General features: G+C 61.3%; 18 protein-coding genes. 6 read left to right on the top strand and 12 right to left on the bottom strand.

All coding sequences use genetic code 11. The annotated features are described in order from the left end of the window. Positions 1-34: 34 nt before the first annotated feature. The gene (locus tag GRAN_RS11945; protein WP_128913283.1) at positions 35-322 is read right to left on the bottom strand and encodes a hypothetical protein; all 288 of its coding nucleotides are present in this window, start codon (positions 320-322) and stop codon (positions 35-37) included. Positions 323-585: 263 nt separating this feature from the next. On the opposite strand from GRAN_RS11945, the gene GRAN_RS11940 reads away from it, so the two are divergent. Beyond that, positions 586-3,024 (top strand): ABC transporter permease, encoded by a 2,439-nt coding sequence (locus GRAN_RS11940; protein WP_128913282.1) that lies wholly within the window; start codon positions 586-588, stop codon positions 3,022-3,024. Between the two features lie 160 nt (positions 3,025-3,184). On the opposite strand, the gene eno is transcribed toward GRAN_RS11940, so the two are convergent. Then, positions 3,185-4,477, bottom strand: a complete 1,293-nt coding sequence (eno, locus tag GRAN_RS11935; protein WP_128913281.1) for a phosphopyruvate hydratase — start codon at positions 4,475-4,477, stop codon at positions 3,185-3,187. A gap of 645 nt (positions 4,478-5,122) precedes the next feature. Here eno and GRAN_RS11930 point away from each other — a divergent pair. Then, on the top strand, positions 5,123-6,076 hold the full coding sequence (locus GRAN_RS11930; RefSeq protein ID WP_128913280.1) for a hypothetical protein: 954 nt from the start codon (positions 5,123-5,125) through the stop codon (positions 6,074-6,076). A gap of 41 nt (positions 6,077-6,117) precedes the next feature. On the opposite strand, the gene prfB is transcribed toward GRAN_RS11930, so the two are convergent. Both prfB and lnt read right to left on the bottom strand, forming a co-directional pair. Further along, positions 6,118-7,246, bottom strand: a protein-coding gene (prfB, locus tag GRAN_RS11925) for a peptide chain release factor 2 (protein WP_128913279.1) whose coding sequence is annotated in 2 segments (ribosomal slippage) — positions 6,118-7,176 and positions 7,178-7,246 — 1,128 coding nt in all. Because the reading frame shifts where the segments join, the coding sequence is not laid out codon by codon here. Between the two features lie 4 nt (positions 7,247-7,250). Continuing rightward, positions 7,251-8,915 carry an apolipoprotein N-acyltransferase gene (gene lnt, locus GRAN_RS11920; RefSeq protein ID WP_128913278.1) on the bottom strand — a complete coding sequence of 555 codons (1,665 nt, stop codon included), beginning with the start codon at positions 8,913-8,915 and terminating at the stop codon, positions 7,251-7,253. A 374-nt stretch (positions 8,916-9,289) separates the two neighbouring features. Between lnt and GRAN_RS11915 the strand changes: the two genes are divergently transcribed. Further along, positions 9,290-11,695, top strand: a complete 2,406-nt coding sequence (locus GRAN_RS11915) for an APC family permease (protein ID WP_128913277.1) — start codon at positions 9,290-9,292, stop codon at positions 11,693-11,695. A gap of 170 nt (positions 11,696-11,865) precedes the next feature. Continuing rightward, on the top strand, positions 11,866-12,114 hold the full coding sequence (locus GRAN_RS11910) for a hypothetical protein (RefSeq protein WP_128913276.1): 249 nt from the start codon (positions 11,866-11,868) through the stop codon (positions 12,112-12,114). Positions 12,115-12,260: 146 nt separating this feature from the next. On the opposite strand, the gene GRAN_RS11905 is transcribed toward GRAN_RS11910, so the two are convergent. Both GRAN_RS11905 and GRAN_RS11900 read right to left on the bottom strand, forming a co-directional pair. Further along, entirely contained in the window at positions 12,261-12,905 is a 645-nt protein-coding gene (locus GRAN_RS11905) for a class I SAM-dependent methyltransferase (protein WP_128913275.1), read from the bottom strand. 19 nt (positions 12,906-12,924) lie between these two features. After that, entirely contained in the window at positions 12,925-13,293 is a 369-nt protein-coding gene (locus GRAN_RS11900; protein ID WP_128913274.1) for a bactofilin family protein, read from the bottom strand. Between the two features lie 206 nt (positions 13,294-13,499). Between GRAN_RS11900 and GRAN_RS11895 the strand changes: the two genes are divergently transcribed. Continuing rightward, positions 13,500-14,468, top strand: coding sequence for a hypothetical protein (locus tag GRAN_RS11895; RefSeq protein WP_128913273.1), 969 nt, complete (start codon positions 13,500-13,502; stop codon positions 14,466-14,468). 6 nt (positions 14,469-14,474) lie between these two features. On the opposite strand, the gene menC is transcribed toward GRAN_RS11895, so the two are convergent. The 4 genes from menC to GRAN_RS11875 form a co-directional block, all read right to left on the bottom strand. Next, positions 14,475-15,605, bottom strand: coding sequence for an o-succinylbenzoate synthase (gene menC / locus GRAN_RS11890; RefSeq protein ID WP_128913272.1), 1,131 nt, complete (start codon positions 15,603-15,605; stop codon positions 14,475-14,477). A 55-nt stretch (positions 15,606-15,660) separates the two neighbouring features. Next, positions 15,661-16,491: a GNAT family N-acetyltransferase gene (locus GRAN_RS11885; RefSeq protein WP_128913271.1), complete on the bottom strand. Its 831-nt coding sequence runs from the start codon at positions 16,489-16,491 to the stop codon at positions 15,661-15,663. Then, complete coding sequence (mazG, locus tag GRAN_RS11880; RefSeq protein ID WP_241654525.1) at positions 16,488-17,339, bottom strand: nucleoside triphosphate pyrophosphohydrolase; 852 nt, start codon at positions 17,337-17,339, stop codon at positions 16,488-16,490. Before mazG ends, GRAN_RS11885 begins: the two co-directional genes overlap by 4 nt. Positions 17,340-17,409: 70 nt before the next feature. After that, positions 17,410-18,102, bottom strand: a complete 693-nt coding sequence (locus GRAN_RS11875; protein ID WP_128913270.1) for a YoaK family protein — start codon at positions 18,100-18,102, stop codon at positions 17,410-17,412. 91 nt (positions 18,103-18,193) lie between these two features. On the opposite strand from GRAN_RS11875, the gene uvrC reads away from it, so the two are divergent. After that, positions 18,194-20,233, top strand: coding sequence for an excinuclease ABC subunit UvrC (gene uvrC / locus GRAN_RS11870; protein ID WP_128913269.1), 2,040 nt, complete (start codon positions 18,194-18,196; stop codon positions 20,231-20,233). A gap of 13 nt (positions 20,234-20,246) precedes the next feature. Here the strand turns inward: uvrC and GRAN_RS11865 are convergent, their stop codons facing one another. Then, positions 20,247-22,175 (bottom strand): chloride channel protein, encoded by a 1,929-nt coding sequence (locus tag GRAN_RS11865; protein WP_128913268.1) that lies wholly within the window; start codon positions 22,173-22,175, stop codon positions 20,247-20,249. Next, a complete protein-coding gene (locus tag GRAN_RS11860; RefSeq protein ID WP_277751224.1) occupies positions 22,172-22,630 on the bottom strand; it encodes a MarR family winged helix-turn-helix transcriptional regulator in 459 nt (152 codons plus the stop codon). Before GRAN_RS11860 ends, GRAN_RS11865 begins: the two co-directional genes overlap by 4 nt. Positions 22,631-22,691: the final 61 nt, after the last annotated feature.

Raw genomic sequence — 22,691 nt, 5'->3', positions numbered from 1 at the left:
CAACGAGCTGTCCTCGCCCTCACGCGCCATGCATCTAGGCCGACATCACCACAACGACAGGGAGCCCGGTGTCGACCTGGTTCGCCGTAACATGCGTCTCCAGTTGCCGCCTCACAAACCCCGAGACCGTCTCGGCAATCCTCTCCGACAGCCCCGTCGTCTTCAACCGGCTCGCCGCGCCCAGGATCGTCAGAGCCTCCTTGAACTCCGCCTGCTCGAACGGAGGCCAGCCGCCAACATGCCGGAACGTGTGACCGTCGAAAACCCAGTACCCGGCATCGCTGCCAATGTTACCGATAATGATGAAACGTCCTTCATTCATAGCAAACCTCATTTCTTCTATCAGGTATCCGCCTTGGAGATCGGATACAGGATGGTGCTTGCCGCCTCCGATTCGTTGCGATCTCTCTGCCCAAAATTCCCTGGAATCAGAGATCCGCTGTCCATTCGCGGTCAGCCCATCTCACTTCCGGCCACCGTCGATCGCATCGATTGCGAAAACAAAGAAGAAACCAGGCACTCGCAACGGCGACGCACGTGCATCCGTACGTTATTGCTACGATCAGCGATTCCAGGGGCACCCACATGAAGAGCATCTTCCAGGACCTCCGCTTCTCCATCCGTCAGCTCCTCAAGAGCCCCGGCTTCGCCCTCACCGCCATCTTCTCCCTTGCGCTCGGCATCGGGGCCACGACCGCCGTCTTCTCGGTCGTCCACGCCATCCTCGTCGACCCCTACCCCTATGCCAAACCCGAGCGCATGGCCCACCTCCGCCTCGAGCAGAGCCCAACCGACAACCGCGGCGCCAACCTCTCCTTCCCGCAGTGGCAACAGCTCCGCAAATCCCCCGCCGTCGAAGACGCCTTCATCACCGACAACTGGAGTCTCACCGTCACCGGCCACGACCTCCCCGAAGACGTCAACGGCAGCTTCCTCTCCTCGAACGCCTTCAACTTCCTCGGCGTCCCCGCCCTCTACGGCCGAGGCCTTATCCCCGCCGACGCCATCGACGGCCAGGATCCACAGCCCGTCGTTGTCCTCGGTTACAAGTTCTGGCAGCGCCACTTCAACTCCGACCCTACCGTCGTCGGCCACACTCTTCAGCTCGTCCGCAAGAACTACACCATCGTCGGCGTCGCAAACCCGCGTTTCACCTGGGATGACGGCGACGTCTACCTTCCCCTCAAGATCACGCAGGACCAGGTCGCCGAGCATTACGTCGGCATCCGTCTCAAACCCGGCATCTCTCTGAAGGCCGGCACCGAGGCCATCGCTCCCCTCATCGAGCAGTTCCAGAAAGAAACCCCCAAGCACTTCCCCACCGGCGGCCATTACAAGTTCCGCCTCTACGGCCTCAACGAGGACACCGTCCAAAACCTCGGCGGAACCCTTTATCTCCTCTTCAGCGCCGTCGTGCTCCTCCTCGCCATCGGCTGTGGAAATGTCTCCATCCTCCTGCTCGCGCGCGGCGCCGGCCGCCGGCACGAACTTGCCCTGCGCGTCGCCATCGGAGCCACCCGTGGCCGGCTCATCCGCCAGATGCTCACCGAAGCGGTACTCCTCTCCGCCACCGGAGCCGCCCTCGGCATCCTCCTCGCCTACCGTTCGCTCGCCTTCATCATCAAGCAACTCCCCGAATACTCCTTCCCCCACGAAGCCGCCATCCGCCTCGACATCCCCGTCCTTGCCTTCAGCGTCGTCCTCGCTCTCCTCACCGGCGTGCTCTTCGGACTCTGGCCCGCCCTTCAGCTCTCTCGCCCCAACATCGGCGAGATCATCCAGTCCGGCTCTCGCAAGGTAGCCGGAAGCCTCTCCGGCAAAGCCACCAACAACGCCCTCATCGCCACCCAGATCGCGCTCACTCTTCTCTTGCTCGCGGGAGCCGGAGCCTCCATCCAGGGCTTCCTCAAGATCATGCACGCCCCACTCGGCTACGACCCGCACAACGTCATGTCCGTCGGCATCCCTGTCCACGAAAACACCTACCCCACCTGGGAAGCCCGCTCCACCTACTTCAACCAGCTCCAGAAGAAGATCTCCGAAGTCCCCGGCGTCACCATGACCGCCATCTCCACCAACGCCACCCCGCCCGCCAACGGCTGGGAGACGGCAGTCCAATTCCTCGGCAAGCCCACCAACGACGACCAGAAGGTCCGCATCAACTTCGTCAGCCCAAACTACTTCCCCGTCCTCGGCGTTCCCAGGCTCCAGGGCCGCATCTGGGACGAGACCGAAAACCTCCACGGTCTTCCCCTCGTCGTCATCAACGAGACCATGGCCAAGCTTTACTTCCCCAACGGCGACGCCGTCGGTCATGCCCTCAAGATTCCCGATCTCCACGACGCTCCACCCTACAACCTCGTCGCTCCCGGAGCCGAAGGATGGCTTCAGATCATCGGCATCGTCGCCGACAAGCGCGACGACGGCCTCCGCAAGCCCATCCTCCCCGAAGCCTTCATCCCGTACACCCTGTCCCTCCGCATGTGGACCCAGATCCTCGTCCGCTCCTCCGTCCCTCCCCTCACCCTCCTCCACGCCGTAGGTTCCCAGGTCATCTCCGTCGACCCCGACCAGCAGATCTCCGGCAACATCCAGGATCTGGAGCAGTGGATCACCGGCCAGCAGGAGTACCAGCAGGAGCACCTCGTCGCACTCCTCTTCGGAGCCTTCGCCCTCCTCGCCTTGATCCTTGCCGCGGTAGGCCTCTACTCCGTCGTCTCCTACACAGTCGCCCAGCGCACCAACGAGTTCGGCATCCGCCTGGCGCTCGGAGCCCAGCGCACCCACGTCCTGCAGATCGTCTTCGCCTCGACAACCGTCAGCGTAGGAACCGGCCTCGCCGCCGGAGTAGCCCTCACCCTCGCTCTCAACAAGCTCCTTTCCCACTGGGCCGAAGGCAGCTCCCACGACCCGCTGATCCTTCTCCTGGTCACAGTCGTCCTATGCACGGTAGCGGCGATCGCCTGCGCCCTCCCCGCAAGCCGTGCCTCCCTCATCGACCCCGTAGAGGCTCTCCGCCACTGACTTCGTCGCTCAGGCTCACTGCTTAGGCAGCGAAGTCGAAGGACCTGCATTTGCACTTGCCTTTGTTCTTGCACCTGCTTCTGCAGCTACTTACCGCCAACGGAAGTGCCAAAGCAAAAGGCCCGGCAAAAGCCGGGCCTTCCCCAACAAACAACCGCCGCTACCGCCCCGCGTTCAGCGCTTCCATCCCAAGAAACGAAGCCGCCCCACCCAGCTCTTCTTCGATCCGCAGCAACTGGTTGTACTTCGCAATCCGGTCCGTCCTGCTCGCCGACCCGGTCTTGATCTGCCCCGCGCCCGTTCCCACCGCGAGATCCGCGATGAACGTATCCTCCGTCTCGCCCGAACGGTGCGAGATGATCGACGTGTACCCATACCGCCGGGCGAGTTCAATCGCCTCGAGCGTCTCCGTCACGGTGCCAATCTGGTTCACCTTGATCAGGATCGAGTTCCCGACCTTGGCCTCGATGCCCTGCTGCAGCCGCTTCGTATTCGTCACGAAAAGATCGTCGCCCACAAGCTGCACGATGTCCCCGACATTCTCCGTCAGGATCTTCCATCCATCCCAGTCATCCTCGGCCAGTCCGTCCTCGATCGAAACGATCGGATACTTCCGAACCCAGTCTTCCCAGAATGCCGCCATCTCCGCCGAGCTCTTCTGCGACTTGTCCGACTTCTTGAACACGTACATCCCGGTCGACTTGTCGTAGAACTCGCTCGAAGCCGGATCCAGCGCAATCGAGATCTGCTCGCCCGGCGTGTACCCAGCCAGTTGAATCGCCTCGAGAATCAGGTCGATCGCTTCGGCATTCGACCCCAGCGACGGTGCAAACCCACCCTCATCGCCAACCGCCGTGTTGTACCCCTTCTTCTTCAGCACGCCCTTCAGCGTATGAAAGACCTCGGTGCCCCACCGCAGCGCATCCGAGAACGTCTCCGCGCCCACCGGCATCACCATGAACTCCTGGAAGTCCACGTTCGAATCCGCATGGCTGCCGCCATTCAGGATATTCATCATCGGCGTCGGCAGAATGCACGCATTCACGCCGCCGAGATAGCGGTACAGCGGCATCTTCAGAGCCGTAGCCGAAGCCCTCGCACACGCCATCGAGACCGCCAGGATCGCATTCGCGCCCAGCCGTCCCTTGTTCTCCGTGCCGTCGATCGAGATCATCGTCGCGTCGATCAGCCTCTGGTTCGCCGCGTCCATCCCTGCAAGCTCCGGCGCAATCGCCGTCTCGATGTTGTCTACCGCTTGCAGCACACCCTTGCCGAGGTAATGCTCTTTATCGCCATCCCGCAGCTCGACAGCCTCGTGCTCGCCGGTGGATGCACCGCTCGGAACCGCTGCCCGCCCCATCGCCCCCCCGGCGAGGGTGACGTCAGCTTCAACAGTGGGATTCCCGCGGGAGTCCAGAATTTCGCGTGCACGGATAGAGACGATCTCGGTCATGTTGCTCCTGTTTGAACTTGTGTTGGATCCTTCGTTGGGGCTAGCCTGCGAAGCGATAATCCGATGCGTCAGCCGCTCGTTAAGCTTCGGTCGCCGGTCGACGCGGATATCCCCGCGCGCGCTCCCGATTGTCTCCACGATCTCCATCGCTCCCCCACCTGCCAGGCTCTGCCTTGGGGCATTCTAGCAAAGCACCATCAACGCCGTTTCGTAACGGAAACCAGCCGCGGGAAATCTTTCGCGAATTTCCGGGCAAAAACGCTTGTCAAGGGCCAAATTGAGGCAAGTCGTTCAAAGCAAAAGGAAAAGTGAGTGTCCTTTTAGTTATGGTGAGCCTTCTACAATTTAAGAGAGTCATCAAAGTGAGAGGGAGTTTCGCTGGAAAGGCCGAGAAAGACTGCTAACCTCAACGCTTACTAATATTTAGCCGTAAGCCACGTGTTATGAATAACTTACAACGCAAAGCTCGGTGTAACCGACACAAACGAATAGACTTACGCCCGGGCTATGGGGAGGGGGGGTACCCCGGGTCGCGACATGCAGAACAAACCACAAGGTTACCCATGCGATTCCCGGATACCGATTCTCTCCCCAACCACAACTACGAAGCTCTACCCTCGGTCTAAGCTCTTGCGAGGTCCATTCATGAAGTTGATTGCCGTTGCCGCCGTCGTTGCCTGCTCCCTTCCCGCCGTCGCCCAGAGCGCGGCCGAGGACTCCCGCACCGGTGTCTCGAACCCGCCGCCCGTCGCCGCCGAGAACTCTCCCGCGCAGGCCTCCACCGACAACTCCTATCCCGACGGATACCGTCCCACACCGCCGCCCGCGTCCATGCCAACGACGGTCCGCCCCACAACCACCCCATCCGAAGGACGCCGCGCCCTGCGCCCCGACGTCGACGCGCAGATCGCCGAGCCCGATACAACGCCAGCACCGGTGCCTTCCAGCGCCTACGTCGCAAGCGGCAATCACCGTCCCTTGCCCTCCAAGGTAGACCCGGACGCCGGAATCGTGACGGAAGCTCCTCCATCTGGCCCGAACGAGTTTCCCGCCGGAACCCGCTTCAAAGCGCGCATGGAGCAGACGATCACCACCACGGATACACAACCCGGAACGATCTTCACCGCCGAACTCGTTGAGCCCATCCTCAAAGACGGTCGCATTCTCATCCCAAGCGGTACCACCCTCGAGGGCCGTGTCACCGAGATCCACGGAGGGAAGCGCATCCGCGGAACCGCCACGATCCACCTCGAGCCCCACAAGCTCACCCTGCCCGATGGCAGCCACTACCTCATCCACGCCCAGGTCATCGACACCGACCAGCACTTCGCCACGCGTATCGACAGTGAAGGCACCATCAGCCGCCGCGACCATATCAAGACCACCCTCGCCGTCCTCGGAGCCTCGACCGGCACCGCCGCAGTCGCCGGAGCCATGATCGGCGGAGGAGTTGGAGCCGTGGTTGGAGCGGGCATAGGAGCCGGAATCAGCACCGCCTGGTGGCTCAAGCAGGACCGCCAGACCACGCTCCCGAAGGATACTGGCGTCGTCTTCAGCCTCAATGAGCCGATCGCTGTCGGAACTGTCACCGCGAACTAAACAAGATTGCGCTGAGGACCAGTCGACAGTTCGACAGGTCCTTAGTCTTCCTCGGGATCCACGCTGGCGGGCAGGTTGCCTTCGCGGCGCATGCGGAGGTAGCCGCGGATGAAGGGTTCGAGGTCGCCGTCGAGTACCTTGTCCACGTCGCCTACTTCGACCCTCGTGCGAAGATCTTTCGCCATGCGGTAGGGCTGGAGAACATAGCTGCGGATCTGGGAGCCAAAGCCTATTTCCAGCTTCGAATCCTCGATCTTGCGGGTGGCCGCCTTCTTCTTGTCGAGTTCGTACTCGTAGAGCTTGGAACGCATCATCTTCATGGCGCGTTCCTTGTTCTTATGCTGCGAGCGCTCGTTCTGGCAGCCGGTGACGAGGCCAGTCGGGATGTGAGTGATGCGGACGGCCGAGTCCGTCGTGTTGACGTGCTGACCGCCCTTTCCACCTGAGCGGTAGGTGTCGATGCGTAGGTCTTCGACCTTGATGTCGATGACGATGGTGTCGTCGATTTCGGGCGAAACGAAGGCGCTGGCGAAGCTGGTGTGGCGGCGCTTGGCAGAGTCGAAGGGGGAGATGCGGACGAGGCGGTGGACGCCGGTTTCGCCTGAGAGCAGACCGTAGGCGAACTCGCCCGTGATGGAGAAGGTGGCGGACTTGATGCCGGCCTCGTCGCCATCCTGGATCTCGTTGATGTCGACCTTGAAGCCCTGGCGCTCGCCCCAGCGGATGTACATGCGCATGAGCATCTCGGCCCAGTCCTGGCTCTCGGTGCCGCCTGCGCCGGGGTGGACGGTGACGATGGCGTTCAGCGGGTCGGTCTCGCCGGAGAGCATGGTCTTGGATTCGAGCTTCTCGGAGAAGTCGACGAGGGCGGGGATCTCGCGGACGAGGTCGGGCTCGGTGTCTTCGCCTTCGCGGGCGAGTTCGAAGTAGGCTTCGATGTCGTCTGAGCGGCGGGCGAGTTCGGTGTCGTCGGCGAGGAGGGTCTCGAGGCGCTTGCGCTCGCGCATGAGCGGCTGCGAGCGTGTGGCGTCGGCCCAGACGGTGGGGTCGGCTATTTTTTCTTCAATGACGGCGAGGTCGCGGCGGAGTCGGGGAGCGTCAAAGATACTCCCGCAGTTCGCGGATTCTGTCGCGGACCGGGGAGTAGCGGTATTCGAGATCGTCGAGCATTTGGTTAGTTTACTTGAGGCTCGAAGGTGAAGGCGAGAGCGGCTAGCGTCACGAGGGCGCAGAGGTAGGCGAAGAGATCGCCGTGGCGGGTGTAGAAGGTGGTCCCCTGCTCGAAGGCGAAGGGCACATTGATGGAGGAGCGGATGTGGCGCGGGAGGGCGGCTACGACGTGGCCGGAGGGGTTGATGGTGCTTGTGATGCCGGTGTTGGTTGCGCGGAGGATCCAGCGGTGGTTCTCGATGGCGCGCATGCGGACCATGTTGAGGTGCTGCCAGGGAGCGCCGGAGTCGCCGTACCAGCCGTCGTCGGAGATGTTGACGAGGACTTCGGCGCCGTTGGCGACGAACTGGCGGACCTCGTTGCCGAAGATGGACTCGTAACAGATGAAGATGCCGAAGGCGTGGGTGCCGGATGACGTCGCCGCGCGGAAGACGGTGCGATCCGCGCCGCGGTCCATGTCGCCGACGCCTGCCGTGAGCTTGCGGGCGAAGAAGAAGAGGTTCTTGAAGGGGATGTACTCGCCGAAGGGGACGAGGTGGATCTTGTCGTAGCGGCCGGCCTGGGTGCCGTTGGGGGTGATGAGGGCGGCGGAATCGTAGACGTGGCCGCCGCGCTCGGTGGTGGGGTCGGGGACGACACCTAACGCTCCGAGGACGAGCGGTGCGGAGGTGGCGCGGGCGAGGTTGGAGGTGGCGGCCCGGAAGGTGGGGTCGTCGGTGCGGAAGCCGGCGGGGGATTCGGGCCAGACGATGAGGTCGGCGGGCTGGTAGCCGGGTGGGCCTTCGACGTAGGGGAACTCGGTGATGCGGACGAGGCTGGTAGAGGGGAGGCCGGGGATTCCGTTGAGTTCGGTGTGGACGGGGTTGCGACTGAGGTTGGAGAACGAGGCGAGAAGTTCTTCGCGGGTCTCCTGCGGGCCGGTGTTGGCGGCGCCGACCTCGAGATTCTCCTGAACGAGGGTGGCAGAGGCGGAGGCGGGGGCATTCTGGACGGGCGGGATGAGCCGGAGGAAGTAGACGTAGAGGACGGCGAAGACAATTCCGGACGCTGTCAGGGTGGGACGGAGGTATGGGCGATGGCGCAGGCGGATGCGTACGAGCCATAGGGCGTTCACCGACGCGATGAGGAAGGAGAGGCCGTAGGCTCCGGTGAACGGGACGAGGCGGGTGAGGAGCGGGTTGTCGACCTGGGTGATGCCGAGCAGGTCCCAGGGGAAGCCGGTGATGCGGGCGCGGGCGAGTTCGACGGCAACCCAGAGGAATGGCGAGAGGAGGAGCGCGTTCTGGCGGCCGAAACGGATGCGGACGGCGGCGAGGAGAGCTCCGAAGAGCGCGTGGTAGAGGCCAAGGTAGAGGCAGAAGAGGGCGAGGATGCCACCGGCGACGGGTTGCGGGAGCCCGCCGTAGAGGTTCATCGTCTGGAAGATCCAGTAGCAGTTGCCGAGATAGAAGACGAAGCCGCAGAGGTAGCCGAGGAAGGCTGCGTGGAGAGGATTGACCGGGCGGCCGGAGTCTTCGGTCGAAAGCGACGAGTAGATCAGGGGGACGAGCGCAAACCAGCAGAACGCGGTCCGCCAGAGAGGAACGGGACCGGCGATGGGGAATGGGAGAACCTGTAGAACGCCCGAAACGGCTGCAAGTGCCCAGAGACGGGCAGGGAGGGATCTCATCGGGACGAGTCTACCATCCGGATTTCTAAGGTTCTGCCCCGGAAAATCAAAGGTTCTCTAGCACGGGATTGTTCTCGGAGTTACACTGAAACGGTGATTGATTCTATAGCACGCGTGCTTTCTATCCTATTGACACCGCTTTTCTTTATAGGACTGGGTGGCTCGCTCGTTGTTGTTGCTATCACGATTGTCAGCGATCTACACGAGGTTCTTTCGGAAGACGAGGCAATATCCTCTCCTGAGAAGGTTGTCAGTGCAAAGTGAAGTGCAGGTGGAACCTTCCACCGAGCCGGCAGCTTTTATCTCTCTTATCCCCCACTCTTTCAATTCCCGTTGTTGTACTTTGTGGATGCTGCTGAAGCGTCCGGACACCCATGGCCTCTAGGAAACAGACCTTCGTAGCCCCCTTACCCGACCAAAGCACACGGGTTCGTCTTGTCGTTGCATCTTCGGTGATGTTGACGTTCATCTCTTTCTGGCGAGCGGCTGCGATCGTGTTGAACGATCTTGGCTCGTCAGCTTTCTACGCGGGTGGGCTGGCGGAAGAAGCGGTGGGTAAGTCCGCTCCCTGGTTCATCCTGGGCGTGATGTTCTTTTCCTACGCAGTGCGTGCGGTATATGTCGAGAGCTGCTCGATGTTTACGCGCGGTGGCGTGTACCGCATTGTGAAGGAAGCGCTGGGTGGGACGTTTGCGAAGGTAAGTGTTTCGGCACTCATGTTCGACTATGTGCTGACAGGACCTATCTCGGGAGTTTCGGCGGGGCACTACATTATTGGCGCGCTGAACGAGCTAACTACTTTTTATGCACATAAATATCACCTGGGTTACGGTCTACAACTTCCGGAGGATAGCGCGTCTGCCGCTCTTGCGGTAGCTATTACCGTCTACTTCTGGTGGCAGAACATCAAGGGCATCGAGGAGTCTAGCGAGAAGGCACTTACCATCATGAAGATCACGACCGTGATGGTGGTGATCCTGCTTGGTTGGGGTATCTATACTGTGCTCCATCGCGGCGCGGCGCTTCCTCCACTGCCGACAGCGGGTAACCTGCACTTCAGCGATGGAGCGCTTGGATTTCTAAGGGGTACGAGCTTTGCGAAGAAGCTGGGGCTGTTCGGTGTGCTGATGGCCTTCGGGCACTCGGTGCTTGCGATGAGCGGCGAAGAGTCGCTGGCGCAGGTAAATCGCGAGATCGAGCACCCGAAGCTTAAGAACCTGAAGCGGGCCGCGATCGTGATTGCGATCTATAGCTTCCTGTTCACGGGCGTTTGCTCGCTGCTGGCTGTGATGATCATTCCGGATAGCGTGCGGGTTCCGTTGTATCGGGATAACCTGATCGCCGGCATGGCGATGTATATGGTCGGGCCGGAGGCTCTACGGATTACGTTTCGTGCGTTCGTGGTTGTTGTTGGGTTCCTGATCCTTGGCGGCGCGGTCAATACCGCGATCGTTGGTTCGACCGGCGTACTGATGCGCGTCGCTGAAGATGGCGTGCTGACGGAGTGGTTTCGCAAGCCGCAGAAGAAGTTCGGCACGAGTTATCGCATCGTCAACCTTGTCGCCATCATGCAGCTTGTGGTCATTGTGCTGACGCATGGCAACGTGGTGATGATTGGTGAGGCGTACGCGTTTGGTGTGATCTGGAGCTTCACGTTCAATGCACTGGCCATGCTTGTGCTGCGTTGGAAGTACAAGGGCGAGCGCGCCGCGAAGGTTCCTTTGAACCTGCGCATCGGCAAGACAGAGATTCCTCTTGGACTAATCTTCGTGTTTCTAGTGCTGTTTACGACCGCCGTCGTGAATCTGCTGACGAAGTCTGTCGCCACGGTGAGTGGCATTATCTTTGCGGCTTCCTTCTTCCTGATCTTCTCGCTGTCGGAGCGGGATAATAAGCGCCGGCACGATTTGACGAAGCGGCAGATGAAGGAGCACTTCCAACTGGAGCATCAGGACAAGGTTGGGCGCGAGTCACTTGCAATCCGGCCGGGCGGGGTTGTCGTCACGATGCGTGATTCGGCCGCGCCATTCGCGCTGAAATGGGCTCTCTCGAACACGGATACGGAGGAGCAGGACCTTGTTGTGCTGGCCGCGCGCATGATGGCGCCCGGTGGTCCGGAGTACGTGGATGCGTGTGACCAGTTATTCAGCGAGCACGAGCAGATGTTGTTCACCAAGGCAGTTTCCGTTGCGGAGAGCTTTGGAAAGCATGTTTCGCTTTTGGTTGTACCGGCGGGCGATATCTTTGCGGCGTTAGTGCAAACAGCTAACTCGCTCGAAGCGGCGGCGGTTGTCTCCGGTCTTTCGACGAAATTGACCGCGCAGGAGCAGGCGTATCACGTGGGACAGGCCTGGGAAGCGCTTCCGGAGCCGAAGCGGCAGTTCACGTTCTACGTGGTGAAACCGGATGGCGAGGCATTAAGTTTCCATATTGGGCCACATGCTCCAACGATTAATGCCAGTGAAGTGGAGCTCGTGCACCGCCTCTGGTTAAATATGCGTCGGGCCCCCAACATGCATCATCTTCACCACAGCGATATTGTGACCTACGCCCTGACCCGAATGGCGAGCGAGTTCGCTCGCGACCGGCAGGGAACGCTGGAGGGGTTACAGCAATCTATCGACGAAAGGCTTGTTCCACGCGGGCTTGGCGGTACACGCTATGACCGGCAGGAGGAAGGCGGACCAGGGTATTCGTTGCGTCAGCCCAAGCAGGATGCAAATTCAGGGAATATTGCGAGAACCGCCGCAGAAATAACAGAGGTTACTTCCGCTGGGTGAGTCTGGTGAAAGAGTTATCCATTGGGCGCAACCAATATTCGAACAATTTCCTTGATTATTTGCTTTCGAGATAATGCTTCTGTATCGTCTGAAACTGTTCGTGCCCGTCGCCAAGGCTCGATTTGATCTACACGACTTAGAGATTATTGAATGAAAGTTGGAGAATTCTTATGGAAGTAAGCCGAATCATCGCTGAAATCGACCTTCAGATTGCGAAGCTGCAACAGGCACGTCAACTTCTTTCGGGGACTGGAACGGGCAAGCCCGGACGTGGCCGTCCAAAGGGTAGCAAGAATGCTGTTCCTGCTCTTCCAGCCGTTGATACTACCCCGCGGAAGCGCAAGTTGAGCCCTGAAGGGCGCAAGCGCATCGCGGATGCTATGAAGAAGCGTTGGGCAGAGCGTCGTAAGCAGAGCTAACTGTAGCTGAAAAGTTTTTCCCATCTTTCCCGCAGCCCCGACGTCAAGAGGGCCTCCCCAGGGATAAGAGAAGCGGCGAGCGAATCTGACTATGTATTGAGACACAGGCTCCCGCCGCTTTGATCGGCCTTCCGTCCCCCTGCCAGCTAGCGTGTAACGATTACTTCCTGAAGGCTATCTTTCGCGAGAAAGAATCGATAGCTTGCGTAGGCATGGAAGAGTTGTTCGATCTGGCGGTTTTGGAACTTCCCCGTAATGGGGTAGTTTCCTGTCTTCTGCATGTCGACGTGGCTCTCCGGAGTCAGGTGATAGCGGACGAACGAAGTGTCGACTGCGTTCTTTGTGTGGAAAAACGCGAGTAATTTGCCGCCTGGCGAGAGTACTTCGAAGAGACGGTCGATTACCGGAGCGACAAGTTCGGGTGGGAGATAGTCGGCCGTATCCCAGAAGGTAATGACGTCGAAGTTGCGTCCTCCGAAATCCAGGTTCTGCTTGATGAAGGACTGCGTGTCGAAATGGGTGGCCCCGGGAGCGGAGTCCGGGGCGGCGTCCTCATTTGCGATGCGCCACTCCGGACGCGCCGCATCTTCGACAAAGTTCGCCATGTAGACGCTGTGGCCGAGGCCGGTCAGAAAGTTGATGTTATTCGGCGAAGTCGCTCCGACATCGAGGATGCGGAGCGACTCGGTGGTTTGCAGATACTTGAGAAGTTCGACCCAGCCGCTCGAATGCCGCGGGGTGCGAACATCGCTGGTCTTCTGAGACGAAGAACCTTTGAAGAGACTGCGCATTGCGCCGGCTCCTTTTCGTCTAGGAGGAGACGGGCCGGGCTACCGGCGTGACAGTGGAAGCGCCCGTCAATTCGACGCGGCCACGGAGCGAGGCACTCTCTTCGATGGAGAGCCTGCCTGCCTGGATATCTCCTGTAACACTTGCCGATTGCCGTAGTTCCAGCCGTCCGGTGGCCTTGACGTTGCCTTCGATGGTGCCGAAGACGATGACGTCCTGCACATTGATATCGGCATGGATGCGGGCGTTCGGACCGACGGTAAGGCGGCTGTCCGTCAGCGTGATGGTTCCTTCGATTTCCCCGTCCATGAACAGGTCCTCGCTCCCGGAGAGCTCTCCCCGGATGATGACGGACTTTCCAATGACGGTGGAACCTTCTGCTGGCTTCATGCTTGCTTCTCCTGGGGATAACCGGCGGGGAATTTTCCCGCCTTGCCCGAACTATACTCAAGCGCGATGCCGCGAAGCAAACCGGGAAACCCACACCCTCCATGCAACGTCCAACATGTGATCATAGAGGCGGTGGATGCCGATAGCGGTGCTGCGTTCCCCGGGGCCCCACGACGGTCCGGGATCTCTCGGGTGGATGGGAAGCGATGAAAGCTGGCTATAAGCCGATGGCGTGCATGGATGGAACGACCCAGCGAAGCGCCTGGAACGGCAGGGGCACTCGCACCTTGTGTCTGGCGTTCGCCATTGCTTCCCTGCCCTGCGTGGAGGCGCATGGCTTTGGGCAACATCCCGCGTCTCCTCCGGTTCCACAGATGGCTTCGCAGCCAAAGTCGACAACAGGGCCGCTCGCTATTCCAGCGCGCGATTGGGCGGTTGACTCCTCCAACAACGAGATCCCGGTCGTCGAACCTTCCACCGTCTACCTGCGCTACAAGATGCACCTGGCCGACGAGAAGGGTGTGATGCTCCGCGATGTGATCGAGAGCAGGGACGGCTCCGTGGCGAGGCTGATCGAGCGCGATGATCGTCCTCTCACCGAGGCGGAAGATAAAGCCGAGCAGGAGCGGTTGAACGACATGATCGCCTCCCCCGGCGCCTTTCAAAAGCACATCGCCAACGATGTCAGTGGAAAGAAGCGAGCGGCGGAGCTGATCAAGATGCTCCCCGACGCAATGTTGTACAGCTATACGCCCGGTCAGCCACAGATCGACCATCCGGCTGGACAGCAGGTGGTGATCGACTTCAAGCCGAATCCGGCATGGAAGCCACCAAGCACGACCGCGGAGGCACTCACGGGCCTCCAGGGGAGGGTGTGGATCGATATCAAGACGCACCACATGGTTCGGATGGAAGGCGAGATCTTCCAGGGAGTGAACCTCGGCTGGGGCATGCTGGCGCACATCTACCCGGGAGGTCAGCTTACGATCGAACAGGCGCCATTCGGGGGAAAGTGGATCTTTACAAAGTTCACGGAGCAGATCACGGTGCGCGCACTCATGCTGAAGACGATTCGTCAGAACGAGCACGTCGAGTCACGCGATCATACGCCGGTGAACGAGATGAGCTACCAGGACGCCATCCGGACTCTCCTGGCAACCCCTCTGCCGAAATAACCTCCGCTAAACCAGGACTGCAGCGTTTGCCGTGATCGTGGCGCGACGAACGGTGAGGGCTTCGATGCGATCCTTGCGGACGGCATAGCCCAATCCGGGTACCGTGGGAACGATGATTTCGCCGGATTTGCTGACTGTGACTGCCGGCTCGATGATGTCTTCGGCCCAGTAGCGGCTTGAAGCGGAGACATCGCCGGGAAGCGAGAAGTTCTGCAAGGACGAGAGAGCGATGTTATGCGCGCGGCCGATGCCGGTCTCCAGCATGCCGCCGCACCAGACGGGAATTCCGCGCTCGGAGGCTGCATTATGGACGGCAATGGCCTCGGAGAAGCCTCCCACGCGGCCGACCTTGATGTTGATGATGCGGCAGGACTCCATGTCGATGGCGGCTAGGGCGTCGCGGCGGTTACGGATGGATTCATCGAGGCAGATGGAGGTCTCGATGCGCTTCTGCAGCATGGAGTGGAAGTAGAAGTCGTCGTACCAGAGCGGCTGCTCGATCATGAGGAGCTTGAACTCGTCCCACGTGGCGATGTGGTCGATGTCGCGGAGGCGGTAAGCGGAGTTGGCGTCACAGGAGAGAAGGATCTCGGGCCAGCGCTTGCGGACCTCCTCGAAGATGGAGACATCCCAGCCATGCTTGCACTTCAGCTTGATGCGCTGATAGCCGGCTTCGAGTTCGGTCGCGATCTTGTCCATCAGGTGCGCCGGGCTGGGCTGAATGCCGATGGAGACGCCACACGGGATGGTCTCGCGGGTGCCCCCGAGAAGCTGCCCGAGAGGGATCTGTTCGATCTGCGATTCCAGGTCCCAGATGGCGTCTTCGAGAGCAGCCTTGGCCATGCGGTGTCCGCGTACCTGCTTCAGAAGATGAGGGACCGATCCACCGCCTTCGACCGTCGTGCCGAGAAGGCGCGGCGCGAGCTCGGTCTCGGTGATCATCCATGCGGTGTCGATCATCTCGTCGGAGAAGTAGGGGTGCTCGCCCGCGACGCACTCGCCCCAGGAGGTGAGCCCCTCGGCCTCAAGCTCAACCAGCAGAATACGACGCGTGGTGGTGAGTCCGAAGCTTGTCTCAAACGGATGAGCGAGCGGCATGTTGATCTCGCGAAGGTGGATGCGGTCGATTTTGAGCATGAGTCGTTCCTGTCCTGATGTGTTTCTGGCCAAACGGCCTGGGTGAAAGGGGTGCTTACGTAGGGTTCGATCGATTGAGGGTCGTGGGACCAAGCAGAAAAGCTCCATCGCCCTCTGGGGTACGTTCGTATCCGGTGACTGCGAGGCCCGAAGCAAAGGCTGCCTGAAGCGCCTCGCGGTTGCGTGTCTGGAGCGCGAGGGCATCCGCATTGTGCGCGGGGTCCTGCTTCCAGCTTTGAATCTGATGTGGGACGGTGACGCGCGTGCGGGGAGCCTCGTCCGTCTGTTTTGCCGTGTCGGGGTTCAGGATACGCTGGACTCGCTCGGAACGCAGCCACCATTCGGCATAAAGTCTGTCGGTGGGCAGCCCACCCTGAAGCGGGGAGGATGACGAACCGTAGAAATCGGGGGCGTAGCGGCGGCAGATAGCGCCGAGACGGGCGATGTTCAGGTGGGCATTCTTGATCTCGAGGGGGTCGAAGGTCCACTCCATGAGATCGAAACCGCGGGCGATGGCGTCGTTGCGCTGGGCGAGCTTAAGGCGGCGGCCGATGCCGAAGTTGCGGTACTCGGGCAGGACGGCAAGCATGTGCGAGTGGAGGTAGGGCATGCCGTCGCGGTAGCCAGGAAGGCTCATGGCGAAGGCGACGATGGCGTCGGGCTGCCCTTCCCTGCTTTCGTCGAAAGCTCCGAAGACCTGACCGCCGATGCGCTGGGCGAGCAGGAAGACGCGGCGCGGGATGAGGTCGGCCGCGTCGTACTTCCACACTGCGAGTTGGAGCTCGACACAGCGCTCGAACTCGTCCTGGATTGTGAGCGGGGCGATGCGGAGGGACACGGGGCTGATGTCCCGTTTATCGCGGAGCAGAGTATCTTCGGCGTTCATGCGGTCGTGCCTTCCGTGGTGTTGGTCGCCACTTTGGCCTCGGCCCAGAGGCTTTCAAGTTCGGCGGGTGTGCGGGTTTCGAGAGCTTCGCGTCCGCCGGCGGCCTGCTCCATCGCGTTGAAGCGGCGGCGGAACTTCGCGTTGGCGCGGCGGAGGGCGGTCTCGGGATCGAGATGCAAATGACGGGCGAGGTTGACGGCGGTGAAGAGCAGGTCGCCAAGCTCGTCTTCGAGGGCATCTGTCGAGGCTGGGTTTGCGGCGGTGGGGAGCTCGGCCTGGAGTTCGGCTGTCTCTTCGCGGAGCTTGTCGATAAGGCCATCGGGGTTGGGCCAGTCGAAGCCGACGCGGGCGGCGCGTGAGCCGAGTTTGCTTGCCTCAATCATCGCGGGCATGGCGCGCGAGACATCGTCCAGGAGGCCCTTGGCGGTGGTTCCGGCGAGGCGCTTTTCTTCTCGCTTGACCGCATCCCAGGTCTTCTGGACCGCGCCGGGGGTCTCGGCGGTGGCATCGCCGAAAATGTGAGGATGACGGCGGATGAGCTTCGACGAGAGGCCGGAGGCAACGTCGGCGAGGGTGAAGTGCCCGGCTTCCGAGGCCATCTGCGAGTAGAAGAGGACTTGCAGGAGCATGTCGCCAAGCTCGTCGCGAAGGTCGGGCCAGGCGCGGCGCTCAATGGCGTCGAAGACCTCATAGGTCTCTTCGAGGGTGTTGCGCTTGATGGAATCGAAGGTCTGTTCGCGGTCCCAGGGGCACCCGTTCGGTCCGCGCAGATGAGCCATCAGGGCAGCGGCCTCGGCGACACGTACCCCTGTCTCTGTCATCTCCGGGAGTTCGGGCAGGGCTGGCATGGCGTCAGGACGCATTGCTTTCAGTTTACCGGATGGAGCGGGGAATCCGGCATACTGGCATCCGGCGAGATCAAGCTGCCTGCTGAGACGCTTCTCGCTGATTGCGAATTGTCAGGATCAAGGCAGCGACGAGCGCGGGAAGCACGGCCCAGAAGCTGCGGTTCGCGAAGCGCGGAGCGCACCACGCGCCAAAGAGCGCCCCGAGGAAGAACGCTAGGCAGACGAAGCCGAGTTCGTGGGCCTGGGCGCGTCCCTTTTCCGCGGGTGTGAGCACTTCGGTCGGTCCCTTTGCAGCCGGGAAGATCTGGAGGTAGGCCCCTTCGATCGCCGTGCGCAAGTTACCGGTGAGGAACGTCGAGTTATAGGACGAGTGATTGACATGGCGGAAGGTCGCCGACTGAAGCGAGGCGAAGAGCGCGATGTACGCCGCGAAAAAGACCGGGGAGAAGTCAGCCGGGAGCGCTCCCGCGAGGATCAGAGCCAGGATCTCGAGCGTCAGGCTGGTGATGATGGCGTGGCGTGATCGCAGAAACATCGATGCGAAGACCCCGAGTGAGAAGGCGGCGAGCAGGGAGACGTGCCGGGCCACCTGCAACCAGTCGTGCTGAAGCGCGGCGATGCCCATCAGCACGACGTTTCCGGTCATCGCGCAGGCGAAGACGTGGCCGTGGTTGAGGTAGACGATGACGTCGAGCATGCCGCCGGTCGAGGCAAGCAGGCAGGCGCCGAGGATCGTGTCGAGCGGGGTTTCCGGTTCTGCCATGCGTTGTCAGTGTAGATGCCGGAACGGCACGAATCGATCCGCCGCAGGCTCAACCGCCGCCGCCGCAAACCCACTAAACTAGAACAGGACGATGGACCTCCAGGAGAAAATTCGAACCATCCCGACCAAGCCGGGGTGCTACCTCTATAAGAACGCCGAAGGGGTAGTGATCTACGTCGGCAAGGCGAAAAACCTGCGTTCGCGGGTGCGTTCGTACTTTCTGCAGGCGTCGCAGGCGAACGCGAAGACGGGCTCGCTGATGCGCGAGGCCGTCGACATCGAGTACATCACGGTCGACAACGAGCGCGAGGCCCTGGCGCTTGAGAACAACCTCATCAAGCAGCGCAAGCCGCGATTCAACATCCTGCTGCGCGACGACAAGACGTATCCCTACATCAAGCTCACGATGGGCGACCGCTATCCGAAGGTCTTCGTCACGCGCAAGCTGCGCAAGGATGGAGGGCAGTATTTCGGGCCCTATTTCCCAGGGAACCTGGCGCATCGGCTTGTCGATTTGATTCATCGCAGCTTCCTCATTCCGAGCTGCAAGGTTGACCTCTCGCGCTATCATCCCCGCGCGTGCCTGCAGTACTACATCAAGCGCTGCCTTGGCCCGTGCGTGGATGGGCTGACGACTCCCGAGCTTTATAAGCAGACCATCCGCGATGTGCAGTTGTTTCTCGATGGCAAGCCGCAGGAGCTTGAGAACGCGCTGACCGAACGCATGATGGATGCGGCGATGAACGAACAGTTCGAGCTTGCCGCCAGGCTACGCGACCAGATCGTCACCGTACACCAGATGCAGGACAAGCAACGCATCGCTACCGCTGACAACGAAGACGCGGATGTCTTCGGCTTTCACTACGAGCAGGAGATGCTTGCGGTAAATCTCTTCCACATGCGCGGAGGAAAGATCGTCGATCGTCGGGACTTCTTCTGGGAAGATCTGCAGGAGGTGCTCTCAGCCACGCTAAACGACTTCGGCGAGACGCCCGGGAACCTTGGCGAGCCTGCGGATGCGCCTGTTGAAGTGGAGGCGGAGGCGAAGCTGGAACCGAACCCCGTGGTGGCTGCGCCTGAGATCGAGGAAGAGGGCGAGCGGACGCAGCATACGGCGATCTCGGAGCTTGGCGAGGCATTCTCTCCCAAGGCTTTCTTCTCGGCGTTGCTGAAGCAGCTTTATCTCGATCAGAGCTATGTTCCCAGGTCAGTGCTTGTGCCGGTGGACTTTCCCGATCGAGCCTTGCTGTCGGAGGCTTTGAGCGAGAGGACGCATCACCGGGTGGAGATTCTTGCGCCGCAGCGAGGGGATAAGAGGTCGCTGGTCGATCTTGTCTGCCAGAACGCGAAGCAGTCGTACGATCAGCGCTTCCGCGTGCTGCAGCCGGGGATGAAGGCGATCCAGGAAGCCTTGCAGGAGGCTTTGACGCTGGAAGAGCTGCCGCGCCGCATCGAGTGCTTCGATATCTCGCACATCCAGGGGGCGGAGACGGTTGCGTCGATGGTGGTGTGGGAGGACGGCGCGATGAAGAAGGCCGACTATCGCAAGTTCCAGATCAAGACCGTGACCGGCGTCGACGACTTCGCGAGTATGCGCGAGGTGATCCAGAGGCGGTACAAGAAGCTGCTCGATGAGAAGAAGACCTTCCCTTCGCTGATCCTGATCGATGGCGGCCTGGGGCAGTTGCATGCGGCGTATGCGGCGCTCGAGGAAATTGGCGTGACGCTGCAGCCGCTTGCCTCGATTGCGAAGCGGGAGGAGATCATCTACGTCTACGGGCAGGAGAGCGATCCCGTCGTGCTCGACCGGCGCTCGCCGGTGCTGCACCTGATGCAGAAGATTCGCGACGAGAGCCATCGCTTTGCCGTCAGCTACCATCGCAAGCGCCGCGAGATGCGCGACCGGGACAGCGAACTGCTCACCATTCCAGGCGTGGGACAGCTTACGCGGCAGAGACTTGTGCAGCACTTCGGCAGCGTGCGCGCGATTAGCCAAGCGAGCCTCGATGCGCTGACGGCGGTGGTAGCTCCGGGAGTCGCGACAAAGATACGGGCTTACTTCGACGGCGTCGAGAACGGAAACGGCGCAGCCCCGGACAAGGCTGCGCCAGTGCTGCGCGTTCTGAGTTAGTTCAGCAGAGTGGTTAGTCTCTGGAGTCCATGTGGCCAGCGGCAGTTTCCGTCAGGACCTCTTCGCCGTGTTTCTCCAGCTGAGTTTCTTTCGCGGCGTGCTCACTTGGAGGAGCGCTGTTCTTCCCGACCCTTGCCACCTTCGCATGTTCCTTTGGAGCAAATGGCCAGCGGAGCCGCAGCACACGGTTCCGATCCCCTTCACGAAGCGCTTCACGGCTGCGACCGAGGAGAAGATCTTCGATCGTCAGCAGCCCCATGAACTTGTTCGACGGGTCCACGACAGGATAGTGCGAGAGCTTCGATTCGGCCATGGCTACCGCTGCCTGCCGGAGAGTGTCGGTGCCAGCAATCGTCGCGGGTCTCCGGTTCGCATCGTGGAGCAGCGCTCGATCGAGGTCGGCCTGGCGAGCCGCCTGCATCATCTGGGTCCGTGTCAGGAGACCAGCGAGGGTTCCGTCGGGTTCGACCAGAGGAAAGAGCCTCTGCCAGTGCGACCAGGCCTCCGCGCCGCGCTCTTCCATCTTGCGCAGCCACTCGAAGGCATCGCGGCGCGTGGCGCTTGCGCTGAGGGCGAAGACGCTGGTGTGCATCGCCTGCGCCACCATGACGAGTTCGAGCGGATCGACCCCGTACTCGCGGCTGAGGTGCTTGCCCTTGCGGCTGAGGCCCTCGGTCAACATGCTGCGCGGCAGGATCAGGACCGAGATGGCATAGGCCGACACGCAGGCCAGAAGCACGGGAAGCATCAGTCCGCCGTTGTGCGTGAGTTCGACAGCGAGCATCGCCGCTGTGAGTGGAGAGCCGATGGCCGCGGTGAGGACGGCGGTCATGCCGACGAGGGCCCAGGCCCCGGTGCTCATGGCCGGCATCAGGTGTCCGACGGCTGCGCCTAATGCGCCGCCAATCATCAGCAGGGGCGCGAGAATACCGCCGGCGGTGTTCGAGCCGAGCGAGAAGATCCAGATACAGCTCTTGACGACAAGAATCCCCGCGAGCAGTTGCCAGGCGGCGTTGCCGGAGATCATCTGCTGAATGACGCTATAGCCCACGCCAAGGGCCTGCGGAAAGATCAATCCGCCGAGACCAACACCGAGACCGCCGATCGCGGGCCACCACATCCAGTGGATGGGGAGATGCTCGAACATCTCCTCCGAAAAATGGATGGCGCGGCTCAAGCCAAAGGCGACGAACGCCGCGAGAATCCCGACGACGAGCGCCCCAAGCATGGCCATGTGATACACCGGCGCACCGGTCGGAACCATCTGGAAGATCGGGCTTGGGCCGAGCAAAAGACGACGCACCGCGCCAGCGGTGACACATGCCATCGCGACCGGCACCAGGCTGCGCGGCTTCCACTCGAAGAGCAGGATCTCGACCGCGAGAAGGACGGCGGACATGGGGCAATTGAACGTCGCGGCCATGCCGGCCGCGGCTCCGGAGACCATCAGCACGGTTCGCTCGGAGTCGGTCATGGGGAGCAGCTGGCCGAGGACGGAGCCGACCGCGCCGCCGGTCATGATGACCGGGCCTTCCGCGCCGAACGGTCCGCCCGATCCGATCGAGATGGCGGTCGCGAGGGGCTTGAGGATGGCGACCCGAGGCTGCACCTTACCGCCGTTGAAGACGATCGTTTCGACGGCCTCGGGCATGCCGTGTCCACGTACCTTGGGCGAACCATAGCGCGCAATCAAGCCGACCAGAAGGCCGCCAAGGACGGGCAGGAACACACGCCACCAGCCCAGATGGCTCTGCCACGGGTCAACTTCGACGAAGCTCCATCGCTGGAAGTAGAAGAGGTTCGTCGAGAGGGCAATGGCTTCGAGCAACGCCCACGCAAGGACTGCGCTGATGGCGCCGAGCCCGGCAGCGAGAACGCTGACATAAAGGATGCGCGAGTCGGCCGAGTAATCGCGCAGCGTAGCTGTCGGCGAGGGCTTCATCGCGCCACCTCGGTCAGGTTGCCGGCCTCGACCTGCTTGCCGATCAGCTTCTCGAGCGCTTCGGTAATTGCCGGGCCGACCCGATTCAACTCTTGCAGATGGATTTCGGCGAGATGAAGGAACACCGTCCTGCCTGCATCGGTCAACTCGACCACGGATCTCCGGTGATCGGAGTCGTCGCCTACCCGCTTGACGAGCCCGGCGCGTTCGGCCCGGGTAACCAATTCCACCGCGCTGTTATGCCGAAGCACCATCCGCTCGGCAACGTACGAGATCGTGGCGCGCGTGCCAGCCGGAGTTGTCGCCACGACCTGCAACATCTGATACTGCTGACCGGGAACGCCAACGGCCTCGGACGCTGACTCACTGAATCCTATAAAACGACGAACCTGGAACCGGAACTCGGCAAGCTCCTGCAATCTCAACGATGTCGCGCTTGGAGGCTCCTCCTGCATTGACCTGCTCATAGGAGTATTATATCGCCCCACGACATACCTTGAAGAGTCATCAACAGAA

The organism is Granulicella sibirica (assembly GCF_004115155.1).
Classification (GTDB): domain Bacteria; phylum Acidobacteriota; class Terriglobia; order Terriglobales; family Acidobacteriaceae; genus Edaphobacter; species Edaphobacter sibiricus.
This window is presented reverse-complemented; position numbering and strand designations above follow the sequence as displayed.